The 25257-nt window shown below is 67.9% G+C and carries 21 protein-coding genes; 11 read left to right on the top strand and 10 right to left on the bottom strand.

Going from position 1 to position 25257, the window contains the following annotated elements; genetic code table 11:
* Positions 1 to 21: 21 nt before the first annotated feature.
* The 9 genes from JL100_RS31170 to JL100_RS31135 form a co-directional block, all read right to left on the bottom strand.
* The gene (locus JL100_RS31170) at positions 22 to 1239 is read right to left on the bottom strand and encodes an adenylate/guanylate cyclase domain-containing protein (protein WP_202683211.1); all 1218 of its coding nucleotides are present in this window, start codon (positions 1237 to 1239) and stop codon (positions 22 to 24) included.
* Between the two features lie 185 nt (positions 1240 to 1424).
* Positions 1425 to 1559: a hypothetical protein gene (locus tag JL100_RS36600; RefSeq protein WP_267133630.1), complete on the bottom strand. Its 135-nt coding sequence runs from the start codon at positions 1557 to 1559 to the stop codon at positions 1425 to 1427.
* Positions 1560 to 1702: 143 nt separating this feature from the next.
* Positions 1703 to 3001, bottom strand: coding sequence for an L-fucose:H+ symporter permease (fucP, locus tag JL100_RS31165; RefSeq protein ID WP_202683210.1), 1299 nt, complete (start codon positions 2999 to 3001; stop codon positions 1703 to 1705).
* Positions 3002 to 3149: 148 nt separating this feature from the next.
* Entirely contained in the window at positions 3150 to 4940 is a 1791-nt protein-coding gene (locus JL100_RS31160) for a gamma-glutamyltransferase family protein (protein ID WP_202683209.1), read from the bottom strand.
* Positions 4941 to 4963: 23 nt separating this feature from the next.
* Positions 4964 to 6028: a TRAP transporter substrate-binding protein gene (locus JL100_RS31155; RefSeq protein ID WP_202683208.1), complete on the bottom strand. Its 1065-nt coding sequence runs from the start codon at positions 6026 to 6028 to the stop codon at positions 4964 to 4966.
* Between the two features lie 63 nt (positions 6029 to 6091).
* Positions 6092 to 7417 (bottom strand): TRAP transporter large permease, encoded by a 1326-nt coding sequence (locus JL100_RS31150; protein WP_202683207.1) that lies wholly within the window; start codon positions 7415 to 7417, stop codon positions 6092 to 6094.
* Complete coding sequence (locus tag JL100_RS31145; RefSeq protein WP_202683206.1) at positions 7414 to 7959, bottom strand: TRAP transporter small permease subunit; 546 nt, start codon at positions 7957 to 7959, stop codon at positions 7414 to 7416. The genes JL100_RS31150 and JL100_RS31145 overlap by 4 nt, the downstream gene beginning before the upstream one ends.
* A 243-nt stretch (positions 7960 to 8202) precedes the next feature.
* Positions 8203 to 9069, bottom strand: a complete 867-nt coding sequence (locus JL100_RS31140) for an HpcH/HpaI aldolase/citrate lyase family protein (protein ID WP_202683205.1) — start codon at positions 9067 to 9069, stop codon at positions 8203 to 8205.
* Between the two features lie 30 nt (positions 9070 to 9099).
* Entirely contained in the window at positions 9100 to 9981 is an 882-nt protein-coding gene (locus JL100_RS31135) for a fumarylacetoacetate hydrolase family protein (RefSeq protein WP_202683204.1), read from the bottom strand.
* Between the two features lie 227 nt (positions 9982 to 10208).
* Between JL100_RS31135 and JL100_RS31130 the strand changes: the two genes are divergently transcribed.
* From JL100_RS31130 to JL100_RS31080, 11 genes are all read left to right on the top strand, one after another.
* Positions 10209 to 10949, top strand: a complete 741-nt coding sequence (locus JL100_RS31130) for a FadR/GntR family transcriptional regulator (RefSeq protein WP_202683203.1) — start codon at positions 10209 to 10211, stop codon at positions 10947 to 10949.
* A 178-nt stretch (positions 10950 to 11127) separates the two neighbouring features.
* Complete coding sequence (locus JL100_RS31125; RefSeq protein ID WP_228421652.1) at positions 11128 to 11874, top strand: sulfite exporter TauE/SafE family protein; 747 nt, start codon at positions 11128 to 11130, stop codon at positions 11872 to 11874.
* 37 nt (positions 11875 to 11911) lie between these two features.
* Positions 11912 to 12898, top strand: coding sequence for an aldo/keto reductase (locus tag JL100_RS31120; protein ID WP_202683202.1), 987 nt, complete (start codon positions 11912 to 11914; stop codon positions 12896 to 12898).
* 213 nt (positions 12899 to 13111) lie between these two features.
* On the top strand, positions 13112 to 14056 hold the full coding sequence (locus tag JL100_RS31115) for an alpha/beta hydrolase (protein ID WP_202683201.1): 945 nt from the start codon (positions 13112 to 13114) through the stop codon (positions 14054 to 14056).
* Positions 14057 to 14139: 83 nt separating this feature from the next.
* Positions 14140 to 15162, top strand: coding sequence for a Bug family tripartite tricarboxylate transporter substrate binding protein (locus tag JL100_RS31110; RefSeq protein WP_202683200.1), 1023 nt, complete (start codon positions 14140 to 14142; stop codon positions 15160 to 15162).
* Positions 15163 to 15186: 24 nt separating this feature from the next.
* Entirely contained in the window at positions 15187 to 15714 is a 528-nt protein-coding gene (locus tag JL100_RS31105) for a hypothetical protein (RefSeq protein ID WP_202683199.1), read from the top strand.
* A gap of 2 nt (positions 15715 to 15716) precedes the next feature.
* A complete protein-coding gene (locus JL100_RS31100; RefSeq protein ID WP_202683198.1) occupies positions 15717 to 17264 on the top strand; it encodes a tripartite tricarboxylate transporter permease in 1548 nt (515 codons plus the stop codon).
* A complete protein-coding gene (locus tag JL100_RS31095; RefSeq protein ID WP_202683197.1) occupies positions 17261 to 18532 on the top strand; it encodes an LVIVD repeat-containing protein in 1272 nt (423 codons plus the stop codon). Before JL100_RS31100 ends, JL100_RS31095 begins: the two co-directional genes overlap by 4 nt.
* Positions 18533 to 18742: 210 nt before the next feature.
* Positions 18743 to 20524, top strand: coding sequence for an L-lactate permease (locus JL100_RS31090; RefSeq protein ID WP_202683196.1), 1782 nt, complete (start codon positions 18743 to 18745; stop codon positions 20522 to 20524).
* Positions 20525 to 21044: 520 nt separating this feature from the next.
* Positions 21045 to 22679 carry a hypothetical protein gene (locus JL100_RS31085; protein ID WP_202683195.1) on the top strand — a complete coding sequence of 545 codons (1635 nt, stop codon included), beginning with the start codon at positions 21045 to 21047 and terminating at the stop codon, positions 22677 to 22679.
* On the top strand, positions 22676 to 23815 hold the full coding sequence (locus JL100_RS31080; RefSeq protein ID WP_202683194.1) for a glycosyltransferase family 87 protein: 1140 nt from the start codon (positions 22676 to 22678) through the stop codon (positions 23813 to 23815). The genes JL100_RS31085 and JL100_RS31080 overlap by 4 nt, the downstream gene beginning before the upstream one ends.
* Before the next feature lie 263 nt (positions 23816 to 24078).
* Here JL100_RS31080 and JL100_RS31075 read toward each other — a convergent pair whose 3' ends face one another.
* Entirely contained in the window at positions 24079 to 25236 is a 1158-nt protein-coding gene (locus JL100_RS31075) for a hypothetical protein (RefSeq protein ID WP_202683193.1), read from the bottom strand.
* Positions 25237 to 25257: the final 21 nt, after the last annotated feature.

Raw genomic sequence — 25257 nt, 5'->3', positions numbered from 1 at the left:
GAATCTGTGGATAACGGCGGTTCACCCCGGGGATTGTCCGTCGTCGCCGAGATCCGGCGTGAAGAGTTCCTGGGGCCGCTCCACCCCCCGCAGGGCGTAGCGGCCGACCGATACCAGACGCGCCCGGCCGGGTCCGCAGGCCCTGGCGAAGCTTTCCGAGACCAGGATCGGCTGGTCGAGCGACCGGCACAGCGCCTGGATCCGGCTCGCCTCGTTGACCGACGGGCCGACCACCGTGAAGTCGAGCCTGTCCCGGCTGCCGACATTGCCGTACAGCACCTCGCCCTCGTGGAGCGCCAGGGTAAATCCCGTCGTCGGCAGCCCGGCCGCCGTCCGCGCCCGGTTGAGATCGGCGACGGCCGCCCGGGCCGCGGCGGCGGCGTCCAGCGCGCGCCCGCAGGCGACGCGGCCCTCCCCGGGAATGGCGGCCAGAATGCCGTCGCCGAGGAACTTCAGGACCTGGCCGCCATGGTCATGCACCACGCCGACGAGGCAATCGGCATAGGCGTTGAGCAGGTCGATCAGCTGTTCGTGGGGCAGCGTGTCGGCCAGCCGGGTGAAGCCGACAAGGTCGCTGAACCACAGGACCTTGCGGACCGCCATGACCTTGCCGCGCTCGATGTCGCCGCGAAGGATACGCTCGGCGACGTTCCTGCCCAGATATGTGGAAACCACGGTGCGAGCCGTGTCGATGGTCATGGTGGCCTTGAAGGCGAGGGTGAATGCCGGAAGCGTCGCCCTGATCAGGGCCAGGTCGCTCTCCCTGAACCCGCCCGGCTCGCGGGTCGCCCAGGACGTCGCGAGGCCGCGCGTCTCGCCCAGGCAAGCCTTCTCGCCGTAGCGGACGATCATTGTCCAGTAATCCGTTCCGCCCGATGCCGCGAGGCTGGCCAGCAGCGGGAACCGGTCGGCGCCTTCCCCGCGCGACAGGCTCCAGCGGTTCTCGACGGCGCCGCTGTCCAGCATCCATTTCCAGGTGCTGTACCGCCATTCGTCGTTCTGTTCGCGCAGGGTGAGGCGCGGGAAGAATTCGACATGCAGGCCCCTGCCGGCGATCCAGCGATGCCCCTGGGCGTCGTTCAGCGGGTGCAAGGTATCGGCGCCCACCGAGGCGCGCCAGACGGGAAGGCCGGCGGCGACGAGCCGCTCGCAGTAGCCGGTCACCAGTTCCGCCTGGGGCAGGCCCTCCAGCCCGGCGGCAAGTGCCCATTCCTGGATTTCTGGGGCCATGGTCGACATGTCGTGCTCTCCAACCCGATCGCGGCCTGCTCGGCGGACGCCCGGCCGATACCCCATGGTAGCGCGCTTCGGCCCCGGCGGGTGGAACGGCTGGTCGCGGCAGGACGTTGAAGCGCTCGAATCATAAGAATACGATCCGGACTATGGACTTCAGGCCTATTCCGTGGTTTACTGCTCCCGCCAACTTACCTGGCGTTCATCGCCGCGATCTCGTGGGGCTGGAGACCGAAGCGAAACAGGCGGAAGGTACGCTTGCTCCCGCCGGTCCGAGCCAGGAGCTTGCTCCATTTCGTCGTGTAGAGAACCAGATAGCTGGTCATGATCAAAACTCTGTTTCAGGGTTGCCTGGACAGACATATGGTCGCCCCGGCCGGCATATCGCAGTGCACAATATGCCAAGCCGGCGTGCGGACCATGCATGGCGCGCTCCGCCGGCTGCGATTTCCCCGATGCCCGATGCCGGTCACGCCGCGTGGGGCGTGACGGCAAGGCGGGACTTCTGCTTCAGGTCGAACACGCCGTATGCCGCGACCACCAGGAAGCAGATCGCCGGCGTCACGTAGGAGACCGCGGCGCCGTAGCCGTCGATCAGCGCACCCTGCACCATGGGCATCAGCGCCCCTCCCAGGATCGCCATGACGAGCCCCGCCGCGCCGATCTTGGTATCCTCGCCCAGCCCATGCAGGGCGACGCCGTAGATGGTAGGGAACATCAGCGACAGGCAGGCGGAAATCCCGACCAGCGCCCACACGCCCGAGACATCCGGGCTGACGATCATGTAGGCGCAGAGCAGGGAACCAAGAAGCGCGGTCGCGGTCAGCAACGCCGAGGGACGCACGAACCCCATGATCCAGGTCATGACGAACCGCGAGACAAGGAACAGGATCAAGCTGTATTGCAGGTAGGTTCCCGCCTCGGCCTCATCGACGGCAAGCGCCTCCTGGACATATTGGATCGTGAAGGTCCAGACGCAGGTCTGCGCCGCGACGTTGAAGAACTGGGCGATGACCCCATAGCGATAGTGCTGATTCCGGAACAGCCGCCCGACGGTCGCGCGGAGATTGACATCCCGGGCATCGTCCGTCTCCTCCTCCGGCGACGTGGGCATCCGGACCAGGGCGATGCAGACCCAGATGACCAGAAGCACGAACGCCATGCCGACATAGGGCGTCATCACCGCATCGAGCTCTCCCGCCTGGACCGCCCGGAGCTGATCAGGCGCCATGGCCGCCCGTTCGGGGCCGGTCGCCGGGTTCAGGTTGGGCAGGATCAGCACCGTTGCCAGGAAGACGCCGAGATTGGTGCCGACCGGATTGAAGGCCTGCGCCAGGTTCAGCCGCTGGGTCGCGTTCGCCTCCGGCCCCATGGCTATGGCGAAGGGGTTGGCCGACGTTTCCAGGATGGAGAGTCCCGCCGCCAGGAGGAACAGGGCCGCCAGGAAATAGCCGTAGACCATCGCCTGACTGGCCGGATAGAACATGAAGGCGCCGACCGCCGCCAGGCCGAGACCGGTCAGAACCCCTGCCTTGTAGGAGTATCTTCTGTTGATGAAGGCGGCCGGAAGAGCCAGGCAGAAATAGGCTCCATAGTAGCTGAACTGGACCAGCGCCCCTTGCAGCGTGCTCATGGTGAAGATCTTGCTGAAGACCTTGACCAACGGGTCGGTCATGTTCGCCGCCACGCCCCAGGCGGCAAAGCACGTGACCAGCAGGACGAACGGAACGACCTTGTCCCGGTATACCAGCGGCGGCTTTCCTTCCACGTTCCTTCCCCTCCTCATTTTCCGATTATTTTTTGTTCACGGCACCGAAACCGACGGAAGATCGGTTCATGTTCCCTAAACAATAAGAACCGGAAACCGGCCGCAGGCCGGAGGAGCCGGGCGTGTCCGCCCGCCGCCGCAGGCTTCGTTACCAGGCGACCGCCGCCGCGGGGAACACCTCGGACTTGGCGCCGCGCGGATCGCAGCCGGCTTCCAGGGTCCCGGCGGGGCCGGATGCCGCGGAGTGGCGCTCGGTCGCGAGCATGAAACCCTCCGACCAGGCCGGGCCGACCGAAACCTCATGGCCGCGCCGGGCCAATTCCTCCAGCACGGCCGCGCCCAGGGTCTCCTCGGCGCGCAGGCGGTTCGTGAAGAAACTGTGCGGCGCGAAGAAGCCGGGGAAATGCTCGCTGGAGAATTTCGGGGCTTCGATCGCCTGCTGGATCGGCATGTCGAACAGCAGGCGGTTCAGCAGGAACTGGAGCTGCCACTGGTCCTGCTGGTCGCCGCCCATGCTGCCGCAGGCGATCCAGGGCTCGTCGTTCCGGGTCACGATCGTCGGGCTGATGGTGGTGCGGGGCCGCTTGCCCGGCGCCACCACGTTGGGATGGTGTGCCGGCCCCAGGTGGAAGTTGGAGATCCGGTTCCCCAGCGGGAAGCCCAGCGCCGGCATCACCGGCGACGACTTGATCCAGGCGCCGCTCGGCGTGAAGGAGCACAGGTTCCCCGCCGCGTCCGCCGCGTCGACATGCACGGTCCCCGCTCCCCAGGACGCGCCGCCGAACCGCTCGGCGGGGTCTAGCAGGGCCGCGGGCCGGGTCGGGTCGCCCGGGCGCAGCTCCGCGTTCGCCGCGGCGGGATCGATCAGGCCGGCGCGGAGGCGGCCATAGGCGTCGTCCAGCAGCTCGTCGACCGGGATGTTCACGTGGCGGGTGTCGCCGTAATATTGTTCCCGGTCGGCGAAGGCGAGCTTCATCGCCTCCGTGACGGTATGCACGTAGTCGGCGCTGTTGTGCCCCATGGCGGCCACGTCGCGCGCCTTCAGGATGGACAGGCTCTGGAGGAGGGCGGTGCCCTGGTTCCAGGCCGAGCATTTGTAGATGCGGGTGCCGGCGAACTCGATGGAGACCGGCTGCTCCAGCGGGATCTCGAAGGCGTCGAAATCCGACCGCTCCAACAGTCCGCCCTGCTCCTTGGAGAAGGCGACGATCTCGCGGGCGACGTCGCCCCGGTAGAAGCCGTCGAACACCGCCTGAAGTCCGTGTTCGCGCGATCCCCCGGCCGCGGCCTCGACCGCCGCCAGGTGGTCGAACATGCCGGCCAGCGCCGGGTTGGTCAGGAGGGCGCCCTCGGCCGGCGGGACTCCTCCCGGCATGTAGACGTCGCCGGTCGAAGGCCAGTGGTTCAGGAATCTCTCCGCGTTCGGGACGATGCCGAACTTGTGCTGGCGCAGCAGTCCGGCATGGACCGGGAAGCCGTCGCGCGCCAGCTCCAGCGCCGGCCGGACCAGGTCCGCGAAGCTCAGCCTGCCGTAGCGCAGGGCCGCCACGATCAGCGCGCCGAAGGCGCCCGGCACCCCGGCCGCCAGGACGCCCTCGGACGGGATCGCCTCGTGCCCGAGCGCCCGAAAGGCTTCGGGGGTCGCAGCGGCCGGGGCCGTGGCGTTGCCGTTGATGCAGATGATCCCGCTGCCGTCCGCCGGCGCGATCAGGATCGGGCATTCGCCGCCGATGGTGTGCATGTTCGGGTTCAGCACGCCCTCGACGAAGGTCGCGGCGACGGCGGCATCCACCGCGTTGCCGCCCGCCTTCAGGGCGTCCAGGCCGGCGCCGGCCGACAGGTAGTGGTGGGAGGCGACCACCCCGCGCCGGCCGAAGACCCGCGGGTAGAAGGTGACGTCATCGTTGGGGGTGATCCTGAACGACCGTTCGCTTGTCATGTCATCCTGTCTTTGCAGCGTGCTCAGGCGATCCTGGCGATGCCCGTCCAGCGGTCGTGCTTCGCCTTGAAGGCCATGTAATGGTCATGGACCTTCCTGACCAGCGGATCCTTGGCGGCCTCGGTCTCCAGCGTGTCCGCCGTCGCCTCGCGGAGCCGGTCGACGATCGCGGTCGGCAGCGGCCGCGCGGTCACGCCTTCGTTCTCGACCAGGTCGACCAGCGCCTCGCCGTTGACGGACTCGCACCAGGTATAGCTTTCCAGCAGGCAGGTCATGGCGGCGGTCCGCACCATGGTCTTCAGGTCGTCGGGCAGGCTGTCCCACATCGCCTTGTTGATCAGCAGCTCGCCGGCATTGTTGGGTTCGTGCCAGCCGGTCGTGTAATAGTTCTTCGCCGCCTTGTGCAGCCCCAGCCGCCGATCGGAATAGGGGCCGACGAACTCGGCCGCGTCGATCACGCCGCGTTCCAGGGCGGGGAAGATCTCCGGCCCGGAGAGCAGCCGGACATCGACGCCCAGGGCCGCGTAGACCTTGCCCGACAGCCCGGGGATCCGCATCTTCATGCCCTTCAGATCCTCGACCGTGCCCAGCTCCTTGCGGAACCACCCCGTCATCTGGGTGCCGGTATTGTTGAACGGGAACGCCACCAGTCCGAACGGCTGGTAGACCTCCTCCCACAGCTGCATCCCGCCGCCATGGTAGAGCCAGGCCATGTGCCCGGGGAAGCTCATGCCGAACGGGACGTTGGTGAAATACTGGGCGGCGAAGGACCGTCCCGACCAGAAATAGGAGTTGGCCGCGTTCGCCTCGACCGTGCCCGCCACGACGGCGTCGAAACCCTCGAAGGCCGGGATCAGCTCGCCGGCCGCGAAATGCTGGAAGGTCAGCCGGCCCTTGGACATGCCGGCGACCAGCTCGGCGAAGCGCGTCGGGCTGCCGGGGCCGACGGTGGTCATCGGGGCGCCCGGCCCGTAGGCGTTGGTCATTTTCCAGGCGAAGCTTTCCTGCGCCCGGACCACCGAGGGAGCCGATACCAGCCCCGCCGTGGCGCCGACGGCGCCGGCCTTCATGAAGTCGCGACGTTTCATAGGACACTCCACTGTTCGATATTCTTGTTTTCCGGGATTCCTGGTTTCCGGGGCCTGACGCGGTCACCAGCCGATCGCGGCCGGCAGCCACAGCGCCAGGCCGGGCCAGACGAAGACCAGGGCGACCGCGAGAACCTGCATGCCGATGAACGGGACCACGCCCCGGTAGATGTCCATGGTGCTGACCTGGGGCGGCGCCACGCCGCGCAGGAAGAACAGCGCCCAGCCGAAGGGCGGGGTCAGGAACGAGGTCTGCATCACCACCGCGATCAGCGTCGCCGCCCAGACCAGGTCGACGCCGCCCTGGACCAGGATCGGCATGAACATCGGGACGACGATGTAGGAGATCTCGATCCACTCGATGAAGAACCCCAGCAGGAAGATGATCACCAGCATGAAGACCACCTCGGCCGGCACGCCGCCCGGCAGGAAGGCGAACAGGTCGTGGACCAGCGCCTCGCCCTGCAGCCCGCGGAACGCCAGCGCGAACACCTGGGAGCAGACCAGGATGAAGATCATCGCGGCGGTCGTCCTGGTGGTGGACCGGACGGTCTCGCGCAGGACGTCCCAGGTCAGCCGCCGGGCCGTCGCCGCGACCACGATGCTGCCGAGCGCCCCCATGGACGCCGCTTCCGTCGGGGCCGCGACGCCCCCGATGATGGAGCCGAGCACGGCGACCACCAGCGCCACCGGCGGTAGCCCGACCTTGAGGACCTTGACCAGCAGCGTGCGCCGCTCCATCGCGGCGCGCTCGTCGGCCGGGACCGCGGGCACCTTGTCCGGCCGCAGCATGCCGAGGCCGAAGATGTAGAGGCAGTAGATGCCGGCCAGCAGCAGCCCGGGGATGACGGCCGCCGCGAACAGCGTGCCGACGGATTCCCCCAGGATGTCGGACAGCAGGATCAGGACGAGGCTGGGCGGAATGATCTGGCCCAGCGTGCCGGACGCGCAGATGGCGCCGCACGCGATGCCCCGGTCATAGCCGCGCCGGAGCAAGGCCGGGAGGGTGAGCAGGCCCAGCGTGACGACGGTGGCGCCGACGATCCCGGTCGTGGCGCCCATCAGCACCCCGACCAGGATGATCCCGACCCCCATGCCGCCCCGCACGCTGCCGGCGAGATGGCCGATCACGTCCATCAGTTCCTCGGCGATGCGGGATTTCTCCAGCATCACGCCCATGAAGACGAACAGCGGGATCGCGATCAGCGTGTAGTTGGAAACCACGCCGAAGATGCGGGCCGGCAGCAGGTTGAACAGGGTCATCCCGAAGCCGAGGTAACCGAAGAAGAAGCCCGTGACCGCCAGCGTCAAGGCGACGGGCACGCCGACCAGCAGCAGCACGAAGAACGAGCCGAGGGTCGCGAGCGCCAGGATCTCGTTCGGCGTCATGCCGGCGTCCCGTGGCCCGCCATGGCGGCGGAGTGGGGCAGGGACCGCGGGCGGGGCAGGGCGACGGCCCGCGCCATGCCCGCCAGGCTCTGGATGAAGAGCAGCGCGAAGCCCAGCGGGATGAAGCTCTTCAACAGGAAGCGCCAGGGCAGGCCGCCCGGGTTGGCCGATCCTTCGCCCAGCCTGTAGGCCAGCATGACATAGGGGATCGACAGCTTGACCAGCAGCGCCGCGACGACCGCCACGAGCAGGAAGCTGAGCGCCTCGATGATCCTCTGCGCGAGCGCCGGCATCCGGCCGTAGAGGACATCGACCCTGACATGCCCCTCGTGCTGGATCGCGTAGGACATGCCGAGCAGCGCCAGGGGCGACATCAGGTGCCATTCCAGCTCCTGCATGGCGACCGATCCGGTGCTGAAGCCGTAGCGCAGCAGCACGTTGCCGGCCATCACCAGGACCAGCGCCAGCGACACCCACGAGACGGCCCTGCCGATCCCTTCGACCAAAAGTTCGCAGGCGCGGATCGCCCCCGCCCCCGTCATCGGGCACCATCCCGATCGTCAGCGAACCCGCTTCCCCCCATCGCCCGCTCCCCCTGTCATTTCCGCCGAAGAAAAACCGTATCGTCGGGGAAAACAGCAAAGGGCGTGCCAAAAGCGTCCGCCGGGCGCTTGCTCAGGAGTGCGGCGGACGGACAAACAAGTCTGCCTGCTTTTTGGGACCGGACGACCAATCGTTTGGCATATGGTCGACCAATGGCGATGCCGCCCCCAAGGTCCCCGCGCTCAGGATGCCCTGACCCCCGCGCGGGCCAGTATGCGCTGCATGGCGAGCACGACCGGCCGTTCGACCATCCGGCCGTCGAGCAGGACGACGCCTCCCGCGGCGGTTCCGCTGGCCTCCTCCAGGGCCGCGATGACGCGGCGGGCCTGGCCGATCTCCTCCTCGGTCGGCGAGAAGATCGTGTTGACCACGTCCACCTGGGTCGGATGGATCACCATCTTGGCCGAGAATCCCAGCCCCAGGGCGCGGTGTGCCTCCCGCCCGCAACCGTCCGGGTCGCCGACATCCACGAAGGGCATGTCGATCGCCGGGATTCCCGCGAGCGCCGCCGCGTGTATCACGCGCGACCGGCCGTGGAGCAGGGCGTCCCATGACGCCGGCGCGCCCAGTTCCGCCGCCAGGTCCAGGCCGCCGAACATTATGCCGGAAAGGCGCGGCGAGGCGCCGGCGATGGCGGTCGCGTGCTCGACCCCGCGCAGGGTTTCGATCTGAGCCACGACCCGGAGGCCGGACCCGGCGGCGGCCAGCAGCTGGTCGATCCAGCAGACCTCTTCCGCGGACTCGATCTTGGGAACGGCGATCGTTCCCTGTTCCGGTCGAGCCTCGATCACGGCCAGCAGATCGCGCAGCCCGGGTTCGGTGCGAACGCTGTTGATGCGGACCACCCGGTCGCATGCGGTGCCGCCGGGACCGGCGAGGAAGCCCAGGGCCTCGCCGCGGGCCTCGTCCTTCCGGCTTGGCGGCACCGCGTCCTCGAGATCGACGCAGACCGCGTCGGCACCGCTGGCCGCCGCCTTGCCGAACCGGTCCGGCCGCGTTCCCGGAACGAAAAGCAGGCTCCGCCAGCCGATTCCGTCAGTCTTGATCATGTTCCGTCCTTGTCGTCGCCCGGAGGCGGTTCATCCCAGGGTATTGGCGAGGCGGCCGATGCCCTCGACCTCGATGGCGACGCGGTCGCCGCGCTTCAGGTATTTCGGCGGGTCGAAGCCGATGCCGACGCCGGCCGGCGTTCCGGTCGCGATGACGTCGCCGGGCACGAGGGTGATGCCGGCGGAGATGGTTTCGATCAACGTCGGGATGTCGAAGATCAGGTCCCGGGTGTTGGCGTCCTGCCGCAGCTCGTCGTTCACCCAGCAGCGCACGGCGAGGGATGCCGGATCGATCTCGTCGGCCGTGACGACCCAGGGTCCCATGGGGCAGAAGGTGTCGAAGGACTTGCCCAGGAACCACTGCTTGTGACGGCCCTGGATGTCGCGGGCCGTCACGTCGTTGATGATGGTGTAGCCCCAGACGTGCCGGTAAGCCTGCTCCCTGGTGATGCCGCGGCCGCCCTTGCCGATGATCACCGTCACCTCGGCTTCGTAGTCGATGCTGTCGCTGATGCCGTCGGGGTACCGGATCGGCTCGCCGTCGGCGATCACGGACTCCGGAACCTTGGTAAAGATGATCGGGAACTCGGGCACCGCGTCCGCCTTGCCCCTGGCGCTGCTGTCGAACCCGCTGCGGGCGAACTCGTGCGCATGGTCGTGATAGTTCTTGCCCACGCACATGACGTTCCGCGCGGGGCGCGGGATCGGCGCCATGATCCTCACCGACGCGAGATCGACGGCCCTGCCGGCCGGGCGGATGCGCTCCTTCACCTGGTCGTAGCGCCGGATCAGGTCGACCATGTCGTCCACGGGCTCGCCCAGGAGGGCTTCCAGCGGCCAGATCCTGCCATTCTCCGGTTCGACCAGGCCGACCGCGGTGCGGCCATCCATCTGGAACGTGGCGAATTTCATCGAGCTCTCCTGATCCATTATGGTGCCAATATCGGGGCCATTATCACCGGCTGCCCTGGATTGCGCAACATTGGATCAGCGTGGCGGGAGCGAGGCGCATGCGATCCGCCTGCCGCCACATGTGATTCTCCCGGTGGTTAGGGCTTTTCTGGTTATTGCCGACGACCCGTTTGCCGGTTAGAAATGGGCGCTGTTTGGTTCACCATCGCGGACTGCGGGAACGGCCGATGAGCACGCAAGACATTCGCACCCAGAATATCCGCACGAAGGCTGCGATGGGAGCCAGCGCCCTGGTCCAGCTGATCGAAAGCAACATCGCGGAGGGCGTCTGGAGCGCGGGCTTCAAGCTCCCCGCCGAGCGCGACCTGGAGAAGCAGTTCGGCGTGTCGCGCAACACGCTGCGCAAGAGCCTGAAGCTGCTTCAGGACAAGGGCAGCATCATCCGCCATGTGGGGAGGGGGTCGTTCGTCGCTCCGCCGCAACCCGACGCCGGTGCCGAAGAGCCCGCCCCGACCGACAGCCTTGTCCGGCGCATCCATGGCGCCAGCCCCGCGGAGATCATGGAGGTCCGCCTGGTGATCGAGCCCGCGGCGGTCGAACTGGCGGCGGTCCGCGCCAACGCCGAGGATTTCCAGCGCATCCGGGAGTGTCTCGCGCGGTCGGAAACGGCGGAGGATATCGGGGATTTCGAGCATTGGGACGGCCAGCTCCACGTCTCGATCGTGACCGCGTCCAAGAACAGCCTGCTGATCGACCTCTACCGGACGATGAACGAGACCCGCAACCAGCCGGAATGGCTCAGGCTGAAGCGCCGCTCCCTGACGCCGGAGCGGCGCCGGACCTATCAGGAGCAGCACCGGCGCATCGTGGAGGCCCTGACCGACCGGGATGCCCAGGCCGCCCGTCTGGAATTGCTCGACCATCTGCTCATGGTGCGGTCCAACCTGATGGGCCCGACAAGCTCCTGAGGGGGCCGCGCCCTGTCTCCTCGGGTGGCTGAATGGTGAACTTTTGGCATGCGTATTAAGCCGATTCTTCTTGGTGGGGATCGGCCTCCGGCGTTAAGCTGCGGACCATGTTCCGCCGAACCCCCAGCATCGAGACTTCCGGCCCCGGCCTGCCCGAAAACGGCTCCAGGGAAACCCCGTGAGCGCCGGCACGATCCTCGTCATCGCCGCGATCGTGCTCGCGACCTCCTTCCTGTCCGGGATCTTCGGGATGGCCGGCGGCATGATCTACATGGGGGCGCTGCTGCTCCTGCTGCCGGTCCCCGCCGCCATGGTGCTTCACGGCGTGACCCAGACGGCATCCAACGGCTGGCGCGCCTTCCTGTGGCGCGGCTACATCGCCTGGCCGATCCTGCTGCGCTACCTGATCGGCTCCCTGCTGGCTTTCGCCGCCTTCTCGCTGGTGCGCTTCGTGCCCGATCCGGCGCTGGTGCTGGTGACGCTCGGGCTGACGCCGTTCCTGGCCTGGACCGTGCCGGACCGGCTGGCGCCGCGCGCCGACCGGACGGGCGGAGCCGAGCTGTGCGGCTTCGTCGGGACCGCCTTCCAGCTCCTGTCCGGTGTTTCCGGCCCGCTGCTCGACGTTTTCTTCGTGCGTTGCCCGCTCGACCGCCGGGCGGTCGTGGCGACCAAGGCGGCGTGCCAGGTCGCGACCCATCTGCTCAAGCTCGTGTATTTCGGGCAGATCATCGGCGGGGCCGGGGAGTCCCTCGACTGGCCGGTCCTGGTGATCTCAGTGGCGCTGGCCATGGCGGGAACCAGCCTCAGCCGGGCGGCGCTGGAACGCCTGACCGACGTCCAGTTCCGCAGCTGGACCCAGCGCATCGTGCTCGGCGTCGGCCTCGTCTACCTGGTGCAGGGCATCGCGGCTTACGCGGGGGGCTGAACGACAACGCTGAACAAGCGAACAGGGAGGAAGGACAATGGAGCATCGCAGCCTGGGAAGCGCCGGTCTCCGCGTTTCCGCGATCGGACTTGGCTGTTCGGGCATGACGGGCGACTACGGAGTTCCCGACGATGTGGAATCCACCGCCACCATCCACCGCGCGATCGATCTCGGCGTCACCTTCTTCGACACGTCGGACGCCTACGCCGACGGCCGCAACGAGCAATTGATCGCCGGCGCGATCGCCGGGCGGCGCGACGGCCTGGTCCTGGCGACCAAGTTCGGCAACATCCGGGGCCCCAACGGCGAAAGGGGAGGGGTGAACGGCCGCCCCGACCATGTCTTCAAGGCCTGCGAGGCGAGCCTCCGCCGTCTGGGCGTCGACGTGATCGACCTCTTCTACCAGCATCGGGTCGATCCCGACGTGCCGATCGAGGAGACGGTCGGCGCCATGGCCAGTTTGGTCGAGCAGGGCAAGGTCCGTTTCCTCGGCCTGTGCGAGGCGGGGCCGGAGACCATCCGCAGGGCCCACGCGACGCACCCCCTCTCCGCGCTCCAGATGGAATACTCGCTGTGGAGCCGGGACGTCGAGGATCGCATCCTGCCGGTGCTGCGGGAACTGGGGATCGGCCTGGTGCCGTATAGCCCCCTCGGCCGGGGCTTCCTGACCGGAGCCTTCCGCCGGCGCGACGATCTGATCCCGGCCGACCGGCGCCACGCCCATCCCCGTTTCCAGGAAGGCAATTTCGAATCCAATCTCGCCCTGCTGGACGTCCTGGACCGCATCGCCGGGACGCTGCGTCTGGCGCCCGCGCAGGTGGCCCTGGCCTGGGTGCTGTCCCGCGGTCCCGACATCGTGCCGATCCCGGGAACCAAGCGCCGTTCCTGGCTGGAACAGAACGTGGCGGCATCGGAGGTCCGCCTGGAGGATGCCGATCTCGCCGCGCTGGCGAAGGCTTTTCCGCCGGGCGCCGCCTCCGGTCCGCGCTACCCGGAAGCGCAGCTGCGCCGGCTCGGCATCTGAAGCCTGTCTTGACCAATCTGCAATTGGTTATCGCATCGCAGCAATAGTCTGGGAAGGCAAAACACCGGCTTGACAATGCTGCACCATTGCCGCCCAATGTGAACCTATCGCGGATTGGCCATTTAATGGCTCAACGACTGAGGGCTCGACGATGGGGCCGCCGCACCGCCGATCCGTGATCGTGACTTGCACCGCCAGACGGGAAAGGATCCGATGACGCAAGCTCAAGCCTCCCACGAAACATCGCCCGGCGGCGTTTCACCCAGCGGCAGGGAACACTGGACCACCAAGGGCGACGTGCGGCTGTTCCTCTGGGAAAAGCCCGCGGTCGCCCGCTCCGGGAAGCGGGGCACGATCCTGTTCGTCCACGGCTCGTCCATGGCCTCGACCCCGACCTTCGATCTCCAGGTTCCCGGCCGGGACGACTCCTCGGTCATGGACTTCTTCGCCCGGCGCGGGTTCGATACCTGGTGCGTCGACATGGAGGGCTACGGCCGGTCGGACAAGCACCGGGGCGTCACGTCGAACATCTCGGACGGCGCCGACGACCTCGCCGCGGCGTCCGCCTATATCGAGGCCGAACGCGGCTGCGGCCCGCTGCTGGTCTACGGCATATCGTCGGGTGCCCTGCGCGCCGCGCTGTTCGCCGAGCGCCATCCCGACCGCGTGGCGCGCCTGGCCCTCGACGCCATGGTGTGGACCGGGGAGGGAAGCCCGACGCTGGCCGAGCGGCGCAAGAAGCTGCCCCAGTTCAAGTCCGGGAAGCGGCGGCCGATCGACCGGGCCTTCGTCCATTCGATCTTCACCCGCGACCACCCCGGCACCGCCAACGAGACGGTGGTGGACGCCTTCGCCGACGCGATCCTGGCCTTGGACGATTCCATGCCGGTCGGGACCTATATCGACATGTGCGAGAACCTGCCGCTGGTCGACCCGGCCCGCATCACGATGCCGACCCTGGTGATGCGCGGCGAATATGACGGGATCGCCGGCTTCGACGACCTGCTCAAGTTCTTCGCGCTGCTGCCCAACCCCGACAAGCAGTTCGCAGTGATGCCGGGCATCGCCCATGCCAGCTTCCAGCAGAAGAACTACGCGATCGTCTACCACATCCTGAGCTCCTTCTTCGAGCAGCCGGCTCCCGTCTACCGCGGGTGACCGGCACCGGCCCGAAGGGCCGCCTTGGCAAGGGCTGTCCCAATGAGGGCGGCCCGACGAAAAATAACCTGGGAGGGAAAACCATGGACCACTCAACGCGCATCACCCGCCGGGCGCTGTGCGGCGGCATGGCCGCCGCCGGACTGCTGGCCGGGCTCGTGCCCGGACTGCCCGTGTCGCGCGCCGCCGCGCAGTCCTATCCCCAGCGGAACTTCCGCGTGATCATCCCGACGGGGCAGGGCGGCGGCGCCGAAAGGCTGGCCCGCGCCTTCGACGACGCCTGGTCGAAGCTGCTCAACCAGCAGTTCGAGTACACCTTCCATCCCGGCGCCGCGGGGCAGATCGGCTACGAGCTGTTCGTCAAGCAGCGCGAGGCCGATGGCTACAACCTGCTGTTCGGCAACATGGGGCCGGAGATGATCATGTACGCGGTCCAGAAGCCCGACTACAGGTTCCCCGAGGACTTCGTCTATTTCAGCCGGACCGACATCGACGACAGCTGCATCTTCGTGCGGAACGACTCCCCCTACAAGGACCTGAAGTCGGTGGTCGAGGCGGCCAAGAAGAACCCGGTGAACGTGGCGGTCAGCCGGATTCCGCACCCGGCCTCGATCGGCATGCTGGCCCTGGGCGAGGCGACCGGCTCGACCTACAACCTGATCCCCTATGGCGGTGGCAACCCGACCTATGTCGCCGTCATGAACGGCGAGGCCGACGTGGGTGCGCTGCCCATCACGGGCGTGCTGTCGCTGTCCAGCCAGTTCAGGGTGCTCGGCGTCTTCAACCGCGAGAACATCTTCGCCGGAATCACCGACAACGCGCCGACGGTCAACGGGGCCTTCGGCACCTCGATCCCGGACCTCTATTCGTCGCGGGCCTGGGCGGTGCATTCCAGTTGGGCCGATGCCAACCCTGAGGATTTCGCCCTGCTGGAGCGCACGTCGCGGGAGGCCCACGCCTCGGACGCGTTCCGCGACGCCTTCGTCAAGACGGGATCCCCGGTCGAATCCCTGAAATACGGCGACCGCCAAGTCTGCACCGAATACGCCCTGGCGATGCTCGACCTGGCGAAGCGCTACGAACCGGTGCTCAGCGCGCAGCGATAGCCCCGGGGGCCAAGGAGCAACGTCATGAGCCAGAAAGTGGCGCAATCGCTGCGGCAGCGCCGGAACGCGCAGCTCGGCGCCGACCTGATCATCCCGGTTCTCGCCGCCGGCTTCACCCTCTACTACCTGATCTCCTCGTCCAACCTGGTGTGGGAGGCGCGGGCGAACGGGACGGTGGTCGGCGTCGTGCTGCTGGCCCTGATCGCGGTGCAGGTCGCCCGCATCGTCCTGCGCCTGCGCAACGGCACCGGATCGCTCGGTTTCGGCGACCTTGGCCGATGGACGTCGGCGCAGGGCCAGCGGCTGGCCCTGATCGGCGTCCTGATCCTGTTCATCGTCACGATACCGTGGCTCGGAACGACGCTCGGCCTGTTCCTGGTCATGCTCGCGGCCATGTGGATCCTCGGACTGCGGGAGCCGGCCACCCTGTTCGCCGTCGCCGGCGGCGTCGCGGCGGCGGTGTTCCTGGTCTTCATCATGCTGCTGGGGGCGCGCTTCCCGCCGGGCCCGGTCGAACGCTTCCTGGTCCCGCTGCTCGGCGGAGGGGTCTGAGCATGGGATGGGACAGCGCACTTCTCCTCTCGCTCGCGGTCGATGCGGTCATGCTCACCTGGATCGTGGTGCCGGCGGTGCTGCTCGGCATCCTGGTCGGCGCGATCCCCGGCTTCAGCGCCCAGAACACCCTGATCATCCTGCTGCCGCTGACGCTGGCCATGGACATCAACATGGCCCTGGCCTTCATGGTGTCGCTCTATTGCGCGACCCATCTGGGCGGCGGCATCCCCGCGATCCTGGTGAACATGCCCGGCACCGGCGGGGCGGCGGCGACCACGCTGGACGGCTACCAGATGACCCTGAAGGGGAAGGCGCAGCAGGCGCTCGTGCTCTGTTTCGTGGCCTCCACCATCGGCGGCTTGGTCACCAGCATCGCGACCGTCGCCCTGCTGCCGTTCCTGGCGCAGGTCGGCATGTACCTGCGCAGCGTCGAGATGGTGGCCGTGATGGTGTTCGGCCTGGTGCTGATCGCCGCCATCGCCGCCGACGATCCCTTGAAGGGGATCATCGCCGGCTTCTTCGGCCTGATGATCGGGGCGATCGGGACCGACCACATCTACGGCACCCCGCGCGCGGCGTTCGGCTTCCTGGAACTTTATGACGGCGTGCCGCTGGTGCCGGCCCTGATCGGCCTGTTCGCGATTTCGGAAGCCTTCAGCATGATGGAGCGGTCGACCATCGTGCCGCGCTCCGCCGTCGTGGACTCCCGCGCGCACTGGGCGGACACGCTGGAGGGCCTGCGGCTCAGCCTCAAATACTGGTGGCTGACGATCTGGACCAGCTTCGTCGGGCTGCTGATCGGCGTCGTGCCGGGCGCCGGCGCCAGCATCGCGTCGTTCGTGGCCTACCAGCAGGCGCGGATGTTCTCCAAGACGCCCGACGAGTTCGGCAAGGGCTTCGCCCCCGGCGTGGTGGCGCCCGAAGCCGCCAACAACGGCGTCACGTCGGGCACGCTGGTTCCGCTGATGGCGATCGGCGTGCCGGGAGGCAGCACCGCCGCGGTGATGATGGTGGTCCTGCAGTACCACGGCATCGTGCTCGGTCCCCGGCTGTTCATCGAATCGCCGGAGATCGCCTACGGCATCTTCTTCTCGATGACGCTGTCCTACATCGTGATGCTCTTCACGATCCTGCCGCTGGCCCGCTACATGAGCCAGGTGGTGTTGATCCCGACCAGGATCCTGGTGCCGCTGATCCTGTCGCTGACCATCGTCGGCGCCTTCGCCAACCGCGAATACGTGTTCGACATGGGCCTGGCCCTGGTCTTCGGGGTGATCGGCTATATCGCCCGCAAGACCAACTACCATGTCACGGCGATCCTGATCGGCATCATCCTGGGACCGCTGTTCGAGCAATATCTGCTGCGCTCGCTGCGGATCGGGCAGGGCGACCTGACGATCCTGTTCTCCTCCACCATCGGCAACGTGCTGTGGGCCTTCGTGGTGCTCTCGGTGCTGCTGCCCTGGCTGCGCAGCCGGCAGCAGGAACGCCATAGGCGGGCCGAGCGCGAAAACCCGGCGGCCCTGACCGGAGACCAGCCCCGATGACCGACATGCCCCTCGCGAAGAACCTCCGCCTGGTCGGCCACCTCGACCTGCCCGGCGGGGGCCAGGTGACGGTGTCCGGCGGCCATGCCTTCGTCGGCCACATGAAACCGCCTTTCGGAACCACCATCGTGGACGTGCGGGACCCGGCCAATCCCCGCATCGCCTCCGCCATCGAGCTGCCGAACGAGGATTCCCACACCCACAAGGTCCGGGTCGTCGGCGACCTGATGATCACCAACGTCGAGCAGAACGACCGCCACGCCCTGCGGCGCGGAGCCAGGCTGGCGGAGGCGACGTCCGACCTGGCCGCCCGGCTCGGCCGCCCGCCGTCCGACGCCGAGCTGGCCCTGGCATTGAAGATCCCCGAAGACCTGCTGCCCCGCCTGCGCCACGTGCTGGAGCACGGCTACCGGGACGGCGGATTCAAGCTGTACGACATCGCCGACCGGTCCCGCCCGCGCGAGATCGCCCATGTCCGGACCCATGGGGTCGGAGTCCACCGCTTCGACATGGACGACCGCTATGCCTATATCTCGACCGAGATGACAGGCTATGTCGGCAACATCCTGGTGGTCTACGACATCGCCGACCCGGCCCGGCCGGCCGAGGTCTCGCGCTGGTGGATGCCCGGCCAGCACGTCGCCGGCGGGGAGACGCCTCACTGGACCGGCCAGCGCAACCGGTTGCACCACGCGCTCCGCTTCGGCGACGAACTGTGGGCGTCGGTCTGGTATGCCGGCCTGCGGGTGATCGACGCTTCCGACATCACCGACCTGCGCACGGTCGGATCGTACGATTACCACCCGCCGTTCCCGGAACCGACCCACACCGTGGCCCCGGTGCCGGTGCGCTGGCAGGGCCGCCAGGTCGCGGCCGCGGTGGACGAGGAGCACGACCATACCCATGGCCAGCTCCATGGCGGATTGTGGTTCTTCGACGTGGAGGACCGCGCCGACATCCGGCCGATCGGCATGTTCCACCTCAGCGAGCTGGATTCGCCCTTCGCCCGCGCCGGCGCCCGCTTCGGCGCGCACCAGTTCCAGGAGCGGGTGACCGGCGACCGGCTCTACTGCACCTGGTTCTCCGGCGGCCTGCGGATGCTGGACATCGCGGACCCCACGGCTCCCCGGGAGACCGGCTGGTTCATCCCGGAGCCCCCGAAGGGCCAGCCCTGCGCCCAGAGCAACGATGTCTTCGTCGATGACCGGGAGCTGGTCTATGTGATCGACCGGAACCGCGGGCTGGATATCCTGGAGCCGCTGATCTGACGGCGGCCGACTTCGGGTCCGAGACCGAGTGACGGGATGCCGAAGAAGGTAATTTCCATAACAAACATTATGAAGTTCATACGGGTCATTTATTGCCCATCCCTGCCCCGGCCGCGTTTCCCATGCGGCGGCTGAACTGGCTTGCCAGGGACCCATGCAGGATCCCGGCCGCCAGAACAATGAAGAAGCCGAGGAAACACCGGAGCCTACATGCCTCAAAGTCTGCAATTTCTTTTAGCATTGATGCCGATCTGCATCGTGTTCGTCCTGCTGGTGGCGCTTCGCCGGTCGGCCAAGCTGACCATGGCGGTCGCCTATGCCGCCACCGCCCTGATCGCCCTGACCCTGTGGGGCACCCCGATCGAGAAGGTCATGGGCGCCTCGGTCAACGGGCTGGTGACGGCGATCAACGTCCTCTACATCGTGTTCGGAGCCATCCTGCTGCTGTACACGCTCGAGGAGAGCGGGGCCATCGCCCGGATCCGGCAGGGCTTCACCTCGATCTCGCCCGACCGCCGCGTGCAGGCGATCCTGATCGCCTGGCTGTTCGGGTCCCTGGTGGAGGGCGCCTCGGGCTTCGGCACGCCGGCGGCGATCGCGGCACCGCTGCTGGTCGCCATCGGCTTTCCGGCCATGGCGGCGGTGCTGGCGGCCCTGATCATCCAGAGCACGCCGGTCTCGTTCGGCGCGGTCGGGACGCCGATCCTGCTGGGCGTCAACACCGGCCTGGCCAACCAGGAGATCGTCAACAGCACGATCGCGCCGATGGCCTTCGGCGATTACCTGGTCCATATCGCGGTCAATGTCGCGATGGTCCATGCGCTGGTCGGCTTCCTGATCCCGTTGATCATGATCTCGATGATCACCCGGTTCTTCGGGCCGAGGCGTTCCTTCGCGGAAGGTTTCGCCGCCTGGAAGTTCGCGCTGTTCGCCGGCATCGCCTTCACCCTGCCCTACTACCTGGTCGCGGCCGCGTTCGGGCCGGAATTCCCGTCGCTGATCGGCGCCATGATCGGGTTGGGGATCGTCATACCCGCCGCCCGGCGCGGGCTGTTCCTGCCGCGCGAGGTCTTCGATTTCGGGCCGCGGGAGAACTGGGAGGAGCGCTGGATCGGGACCCTGGAGCAGTCCCAGGAGACGGTCGAGCATGAGCAGCCCATGTCGCTGCTGAAGGCCTGGACGCCTTACCTGCTGGTGGCCGCGCTGCTGATCGCGACGCGCGTGATCGATCCGCTCAAGGCGTTCCTCACCTCGCCCGCGATGACGCTGAGCCTGACCGACCTGTTCGGGTCCGGCATCTCCGCCTCGTCGCAGCCGCTCTACCTGCCGGGGACGGTGTTCGTCCTGGTGTCGCTGTTCACCTATCTCTTCCACGGCATGGGCAAGGACGGCAGCTACCGCGCCGTCTGGTCGCTGTCGGGCGGCACCATGATCAAGGCGGCACCGGCGCTGCTGCTCGCCGTGCCGATGGTGCAGGTCTTCATCAACTCCGCGTCGGCGGAGCATGCCAGCATGCCGCTGGTGCTGGCCGGCGGCGTGTCGGCCGTGTCGGGCGAGTTCTGGCCCCTGGTCTCGCCGATCGTGGGCGCGCTCGGTGCCTTCATCGCCGGGTCGAACACGGTCAGCAACATGATGTTCTCGCTGTTCCAGTTCTCCACGGCGATCAATATCGGGCTGGCGTCGGCAGGTGCCGCGCTCGTCGTGACCCTGCAGGCCGTGGGAGGCGCCGCCGGCAACATGATCTGCGTGCACAACGTGGTGGCGGCGTCGGCGACGGTCGGGCTGGTCAACCGGGAGGGCGACCTGATCCGGATGGCGTTGCTGCCGATGATCTATTACGTGGTCCAGGCCGGTCTGATCGGCATGGCCCTGATCGCGGGCGGCCTGAACCTCTGGTGGGCCGGCGTCGTGGTGTGGCCGGCAGCCTGCCTGCTGGCCATGCGCAGTTCCGGCGGCGGCAAACCGGCCGCCGTGGTACACGGCACCCGGTAGCAGCGGGCGCCGTTCCGGTTCATCCTTCCAGGAACTGGCCAGGAACTGGCCAGGAACCGGGGTCCGGTCCGGGGACAGGTCGAGCAGACCGGCCCCCGGATCGGAGCGGCGACGTTCCAGCCTCACCTTAGCGAACTTCCGCCATCCTGTTAAAAAATTGGAACTTCTTCTCCGGCCGGACTGTCTTTTCAGTCGGCAGGCCGACAGGGCATGCCGATTCCCTCCGCGGATGAGGCCCGGCGATTCGTTCGGCCTTTCATCCCGCTGAATAATAAGAAGCGAGCATTGGATTACCAAAGGAGCGGCACCGCAGACCAATCGCGGCGACCACCCGCCTGTATTTCACCTTCGATGCATCAAGGAGTTCACAATGCATATCAAGGATCGGAACGCGCGCATTCTCGCTTCCCCGTGGCTTTGCCCCGCCCACTCCCCCTTCGCGGCATCGGCCCCTTGATCTACCCGACCCGCGCCGTACGCCGTCCTGCGCGGTGACTTCCCAGCAGCCCACGGAGGGCAGGTGACCGACCAGGCCCACGAAGCGGGATCCTGCCCGCATGGAATCTTCAGGCCGACGGGCGGCGCGCTGGCGATGTTCGCCTTCGTCCTCATCGCCCTTGCGGCACTGCCCTTGCTGGTGACCGACACGCCGCCGATCTTCGACTATCCGAGCCACCTGGCGCGGGTCCATATCCTCGCCCACCTGGACAGGGTCCCGGCCTTTTCAGCCAACTTCACGGCAGACAGCCTGCTGCTGCCCAACGTCCTCTCGGACCTCGTGCTGCTGGCCCTCGTGCCGGTGCTCGGGATCGAACCGGCGGGCAAGGTGCTGCTTTGTCTGCTGCTGGTCCTGACCGTCACCGGCACGCTGGCGCTGAGTTCCGCTGCCACCGGGCGCCCCTCGGTCTGGCCCCTGCTGGCAGCGGCCCTTGTCTGGAACGAGGTGATGCTCTGGGGCTTCCTGAACTACATGCTGGGAGTGGGTCTGCTGTTATGGGGCTTGGCGGCCTGGCTGTATCTGGGACGCCTGTCACGCGTCGGCCAGCTTGCGGCAGGCGCCGTCTTCGCGCTCGTGCTGCTACTGGCGCACATGGTGGCCTTCGGCCTCTTCGCCGTCGGCATCGCGGCGCTTGAGCTGGGCCATGTCTGGAAGGGGCGTCCCCGGGCGGTACGGCCGGCCGCACGCCGCCTCGCGGCGTCGGCCGGCATCTTCGTTCCCGCCCTCGCGCTCTACCTGGCCGCAAGCCCGGCGAACGGGCTGCCGCTGGACCTTCGGTTCGACTTCACCGCGTGGCAGAAGCTGTCGCCCTTCACGCGGCTGCTGTCCACCGGCAACACGATCCTGGATACCGCGACACTGGCGGCGGCCTGCGCCGCCATCCTGGTCCTGCTGGCGAGCCGGCGCGTCACCCTGCATCGGGGGCTGGGCGGAGTGGCGGCGATCTATGCCCTGATGGTCATGACCCTCCCCTACTCGGCCATGGGATCCTTCTTCCTGGACTCGCGGATAGCGCTTCCCGCCGCGCTGCTCCTGGTGGCGGCCCTGGCACCCGCCCGCCCCGCTCCCCGGATGGCCGTGATCTTCGCCCTTGGGCTTGTCCTGGTGGTAGGCGGACGCGGCGCATTGATGGCGCAGGACTGGGTCCGCCAGGATCGCGGCTTCTCCGCCGTGAGGCAGTCCCTGGACCGGCTGCCCCCCGGCGCGATCCTGGTCCCGGCGGAGGCGGCCCCGTTCGAACTGGGCGACTGGTTCACGACCCGGAGCGTGCACCCCGCCCACGAGCACACGGCAGCCTATGCCGCCCTGCAGCGGAATTCCGTCGTCGTGAACATCTTCGCCCGGGAAGGCCAGAATCCCCTGGTCTTCACCCCGGCCGACGAGGCGCTGCTGGACCTGGCCGTCAACCCGGTCGCCCGGGCCGAGACCGCGGAACAGTTGACGGCACTCGTCGATCGGGTCGACGGCGTGATGAAGAGGAGCGGCGCCACCCGCATCTACATCATCGCCTTCAACCGCGGCTGCGCCGGATGGCCCGACGGGCTTCCGGTCGACGCCGTGGACTGCGGGGCCGGCCATGCCCTCATGCGCCTGCTGTCGCCGGAGGAGCGCGAGCCCGGCACCGAGGAAATCGAGACGGTACGGAGCAGCTCATGACATCGCCGCGCGGGAGAATGGACGGGCCGGCCCATTCCGTTCTCCCGGCCCTCCTGGCGGCCCTCCTGGCGGCCGGCCTGGCAGCGCTGATCGTGTGGCAGCTCCAGCGGTCGCTGCCGGGCCACCTGCTGTGGGACTTCGGTTCCTTCATGGGGGCCGGGCGCGCCGCGACCGAGGGGCTCGACCCCTACGGGATCTATCCAGGGCTGACTTTCCGGGTCGAGATGCCCGGGTTCGAGAGCTGGAACCAGAACCTCAACCCGCCGGTCTCGCTGCTTCTGTTCCAGCCGCTCTCTTACCTTGACCCGGCGGAAGCCTTCCGGCTCTGGTGGGCGGTCACGGTTGTGGCATACGCGGCCCTCGTCATCCTGCTGGTCCGCCGTTACCGGCCGGAAGCCCCGCTGATACCGGCGCTGGCGGCCTTTGCGGCGGCGGGCTTCTGGGACACGCTGGTGCTGGGGCAGATCTACGTGCCCCTGGCGCTCGCGGCGGCCGGCGCATGGCTGCTGCTGGAGCGCGACCGGCCGCTGGCGGCCGGGCTGCTGATCGGCGTCGTGGTCGCGGTCAAGCCGAACTTCCTGGTCTGGCCGGGGCTGCTGCTTCTGGCCGGGCATCTGCGGGCCAGTTTCGCCGCCGGGGCCTGTGCGGCCGTGCTGAGCCTCGTTCCGGCGGTGCTGTATGGACCCGGCATCTACCGGCTCTGGCTCGACGTGATCTCGCAGGACGCGGACCGCGGGGCCTTCCTGACCAATGCGTCGCTGCCGGGATTGTTCCTGAGGTTCGGATACGGCACGGCCGGCCTGGTGGCGAGTCTCGCCCTGCTCGGCGGGCTCGCCCTCTGGGCATTCCGGCAGCGGCCGGACCCTCTGCGGGCCAGCGCCCTTGGCCTGCTGGGCGCCCTGGTCGCCTCGCCGCTGGCCTGGATCCACTACACCCTGTTCCTGTTGCCGCTGTTTTTCCGGGCGCCGCCGACTCCGGTGCAGGCGGTGGCGGCCTGCCTGCTGATTCTCCCGGTGCCGGTGCTGCTCGACCGGTTCATGTCCGCCCCGGGATGGCAGCAGGCCACCTTCGGATCGGCCTATGCCTGGGCCCTTCTGCTCCTGATGGCCGACCAATGGCGACGGGCCCCGAAATGACGCTGGGATTTCGCCGTCGCCGGACCGTGCGATCCTTGGCAGGCGGCTTGTTCATGAAAAAAAAAACGGCCACCCCGGGGGGTGGCCTTAGAGTCTAGGGAGGAAACGCCCAAAGAGGCGTATGCAGCATCGCTGCTGCAGTGCAAAAACTAATATACCGAGCCGCACGAGGCAAGCGGCAATAAATCATTCCAGATGAGTTATTCCCGCATACCACTATATTCCCCGGCCGGCCGGGTCCGCTTCCCGGCGAAGGTGCCACGTCACCGGATGGCGGAAGCGGCGACCTGCTGTTCGCCCATCCCGCCGCGCCAATCCTCCGACTGGTCAAATTCGTCATCCTGGTCCGCGGCGGCATCCCGCGCCGGGGCGATGCGGTCGATGGCGGCCAGCCGGTCGGGGAGGTCGAGCCTGGACATTTTGGCGATGAACCGCTTCCGGATCTCACCGAGCGTCGCCGGCTGATCGCCCATCCGGAAAAGGCCCGGGTTTGCCCTGGCTTCCTTCGGAAACATCGAGGCGCCGACCCTGTCGGGCGTGCTTTCGGCAGCTTTCAGGAAGCGCGCCGTCCCGGCCACGCCGAAGACGTGGGCCAGATAGATCTCGGTCTGGGTGACCGGGCGGCCCATCAGCTTCCGGAGGCGCCGCGCATTGTCGACCGTCAGCTCCGCCGCCAGGAAGGCGCTCAGCCTGGCATCCTTGCGCAGGGCCAGGATCCGCTCGCGGACCAGGGGATCGTCGACGACGGGTTCGCCCAGCGGGCCTCCGCGGACATGCCGGGCGAGATGGCCGAGGCCGTATTTGCGTCCATGGCTCCGGACTTTGGAGAGCCAGGTCGCCTCGATGAACTGATAAAGTCCGGTCGCCGAACTGGTCGACGCCTTGGCCGTGGCGTCGAGGCTGGACTCCAGGCTGGCCATGGCGCGCATCAGGCGCGCGGAAGCGCCGACCCTGGCGGCGGCCTCGTCGATCGCCGCGAGGGTCCGGGCTTGCCGGTCGAGGCGTGCAACGAGGCTTCCGATGCCGGACGCGTCCGTTCCGGCGGCTTCCGCCTCCGACGCGCGAAACCCTGCCGGCGGAGCGTCCAGACCCTCGGCAAATCCGGGATTCCCGGGTTCCGGTCCGCCCGCTTCCGCCAGAACGTCGTCCAGCGTCCCGGCCTGGCCGGAGCCCTCCGCCGACGCAGGCGTCGTGAGCTGCCGATGCTGGTACGGCCGGGCCTCTCCGCCGATCTGGCAGACCCCACCTATGGCGGCGCCCAGGACGACCAGGCCCAGGGCGGCCCGCCGGGTATATGCCATCAGAAGATCCGATGCCGGGGGCTTGGTCGTCCCGGGCGCCGCCGTTCCCCTGCGGGTCATCCCCGTGCCATGCAGGCGCGCGACGAGTTCCCCGATGGTTTGGCCGGTCCGCTTCATCATTCTACCTCCGTCGTCGGGCCG

It is taken from the genome of Skermanella mucosa (genome assembly GCF_016765655.2).
Taxonomy (GTDB): Bacteria; Pseudomonadota; Alphaproteobacteria; order Azospirillales; family Azospirillaceae; genus Skermanella; species Skermanella mucosa.
This window is presented reverse-complemented; position numbering and strand designations above follow the sequence as displayed.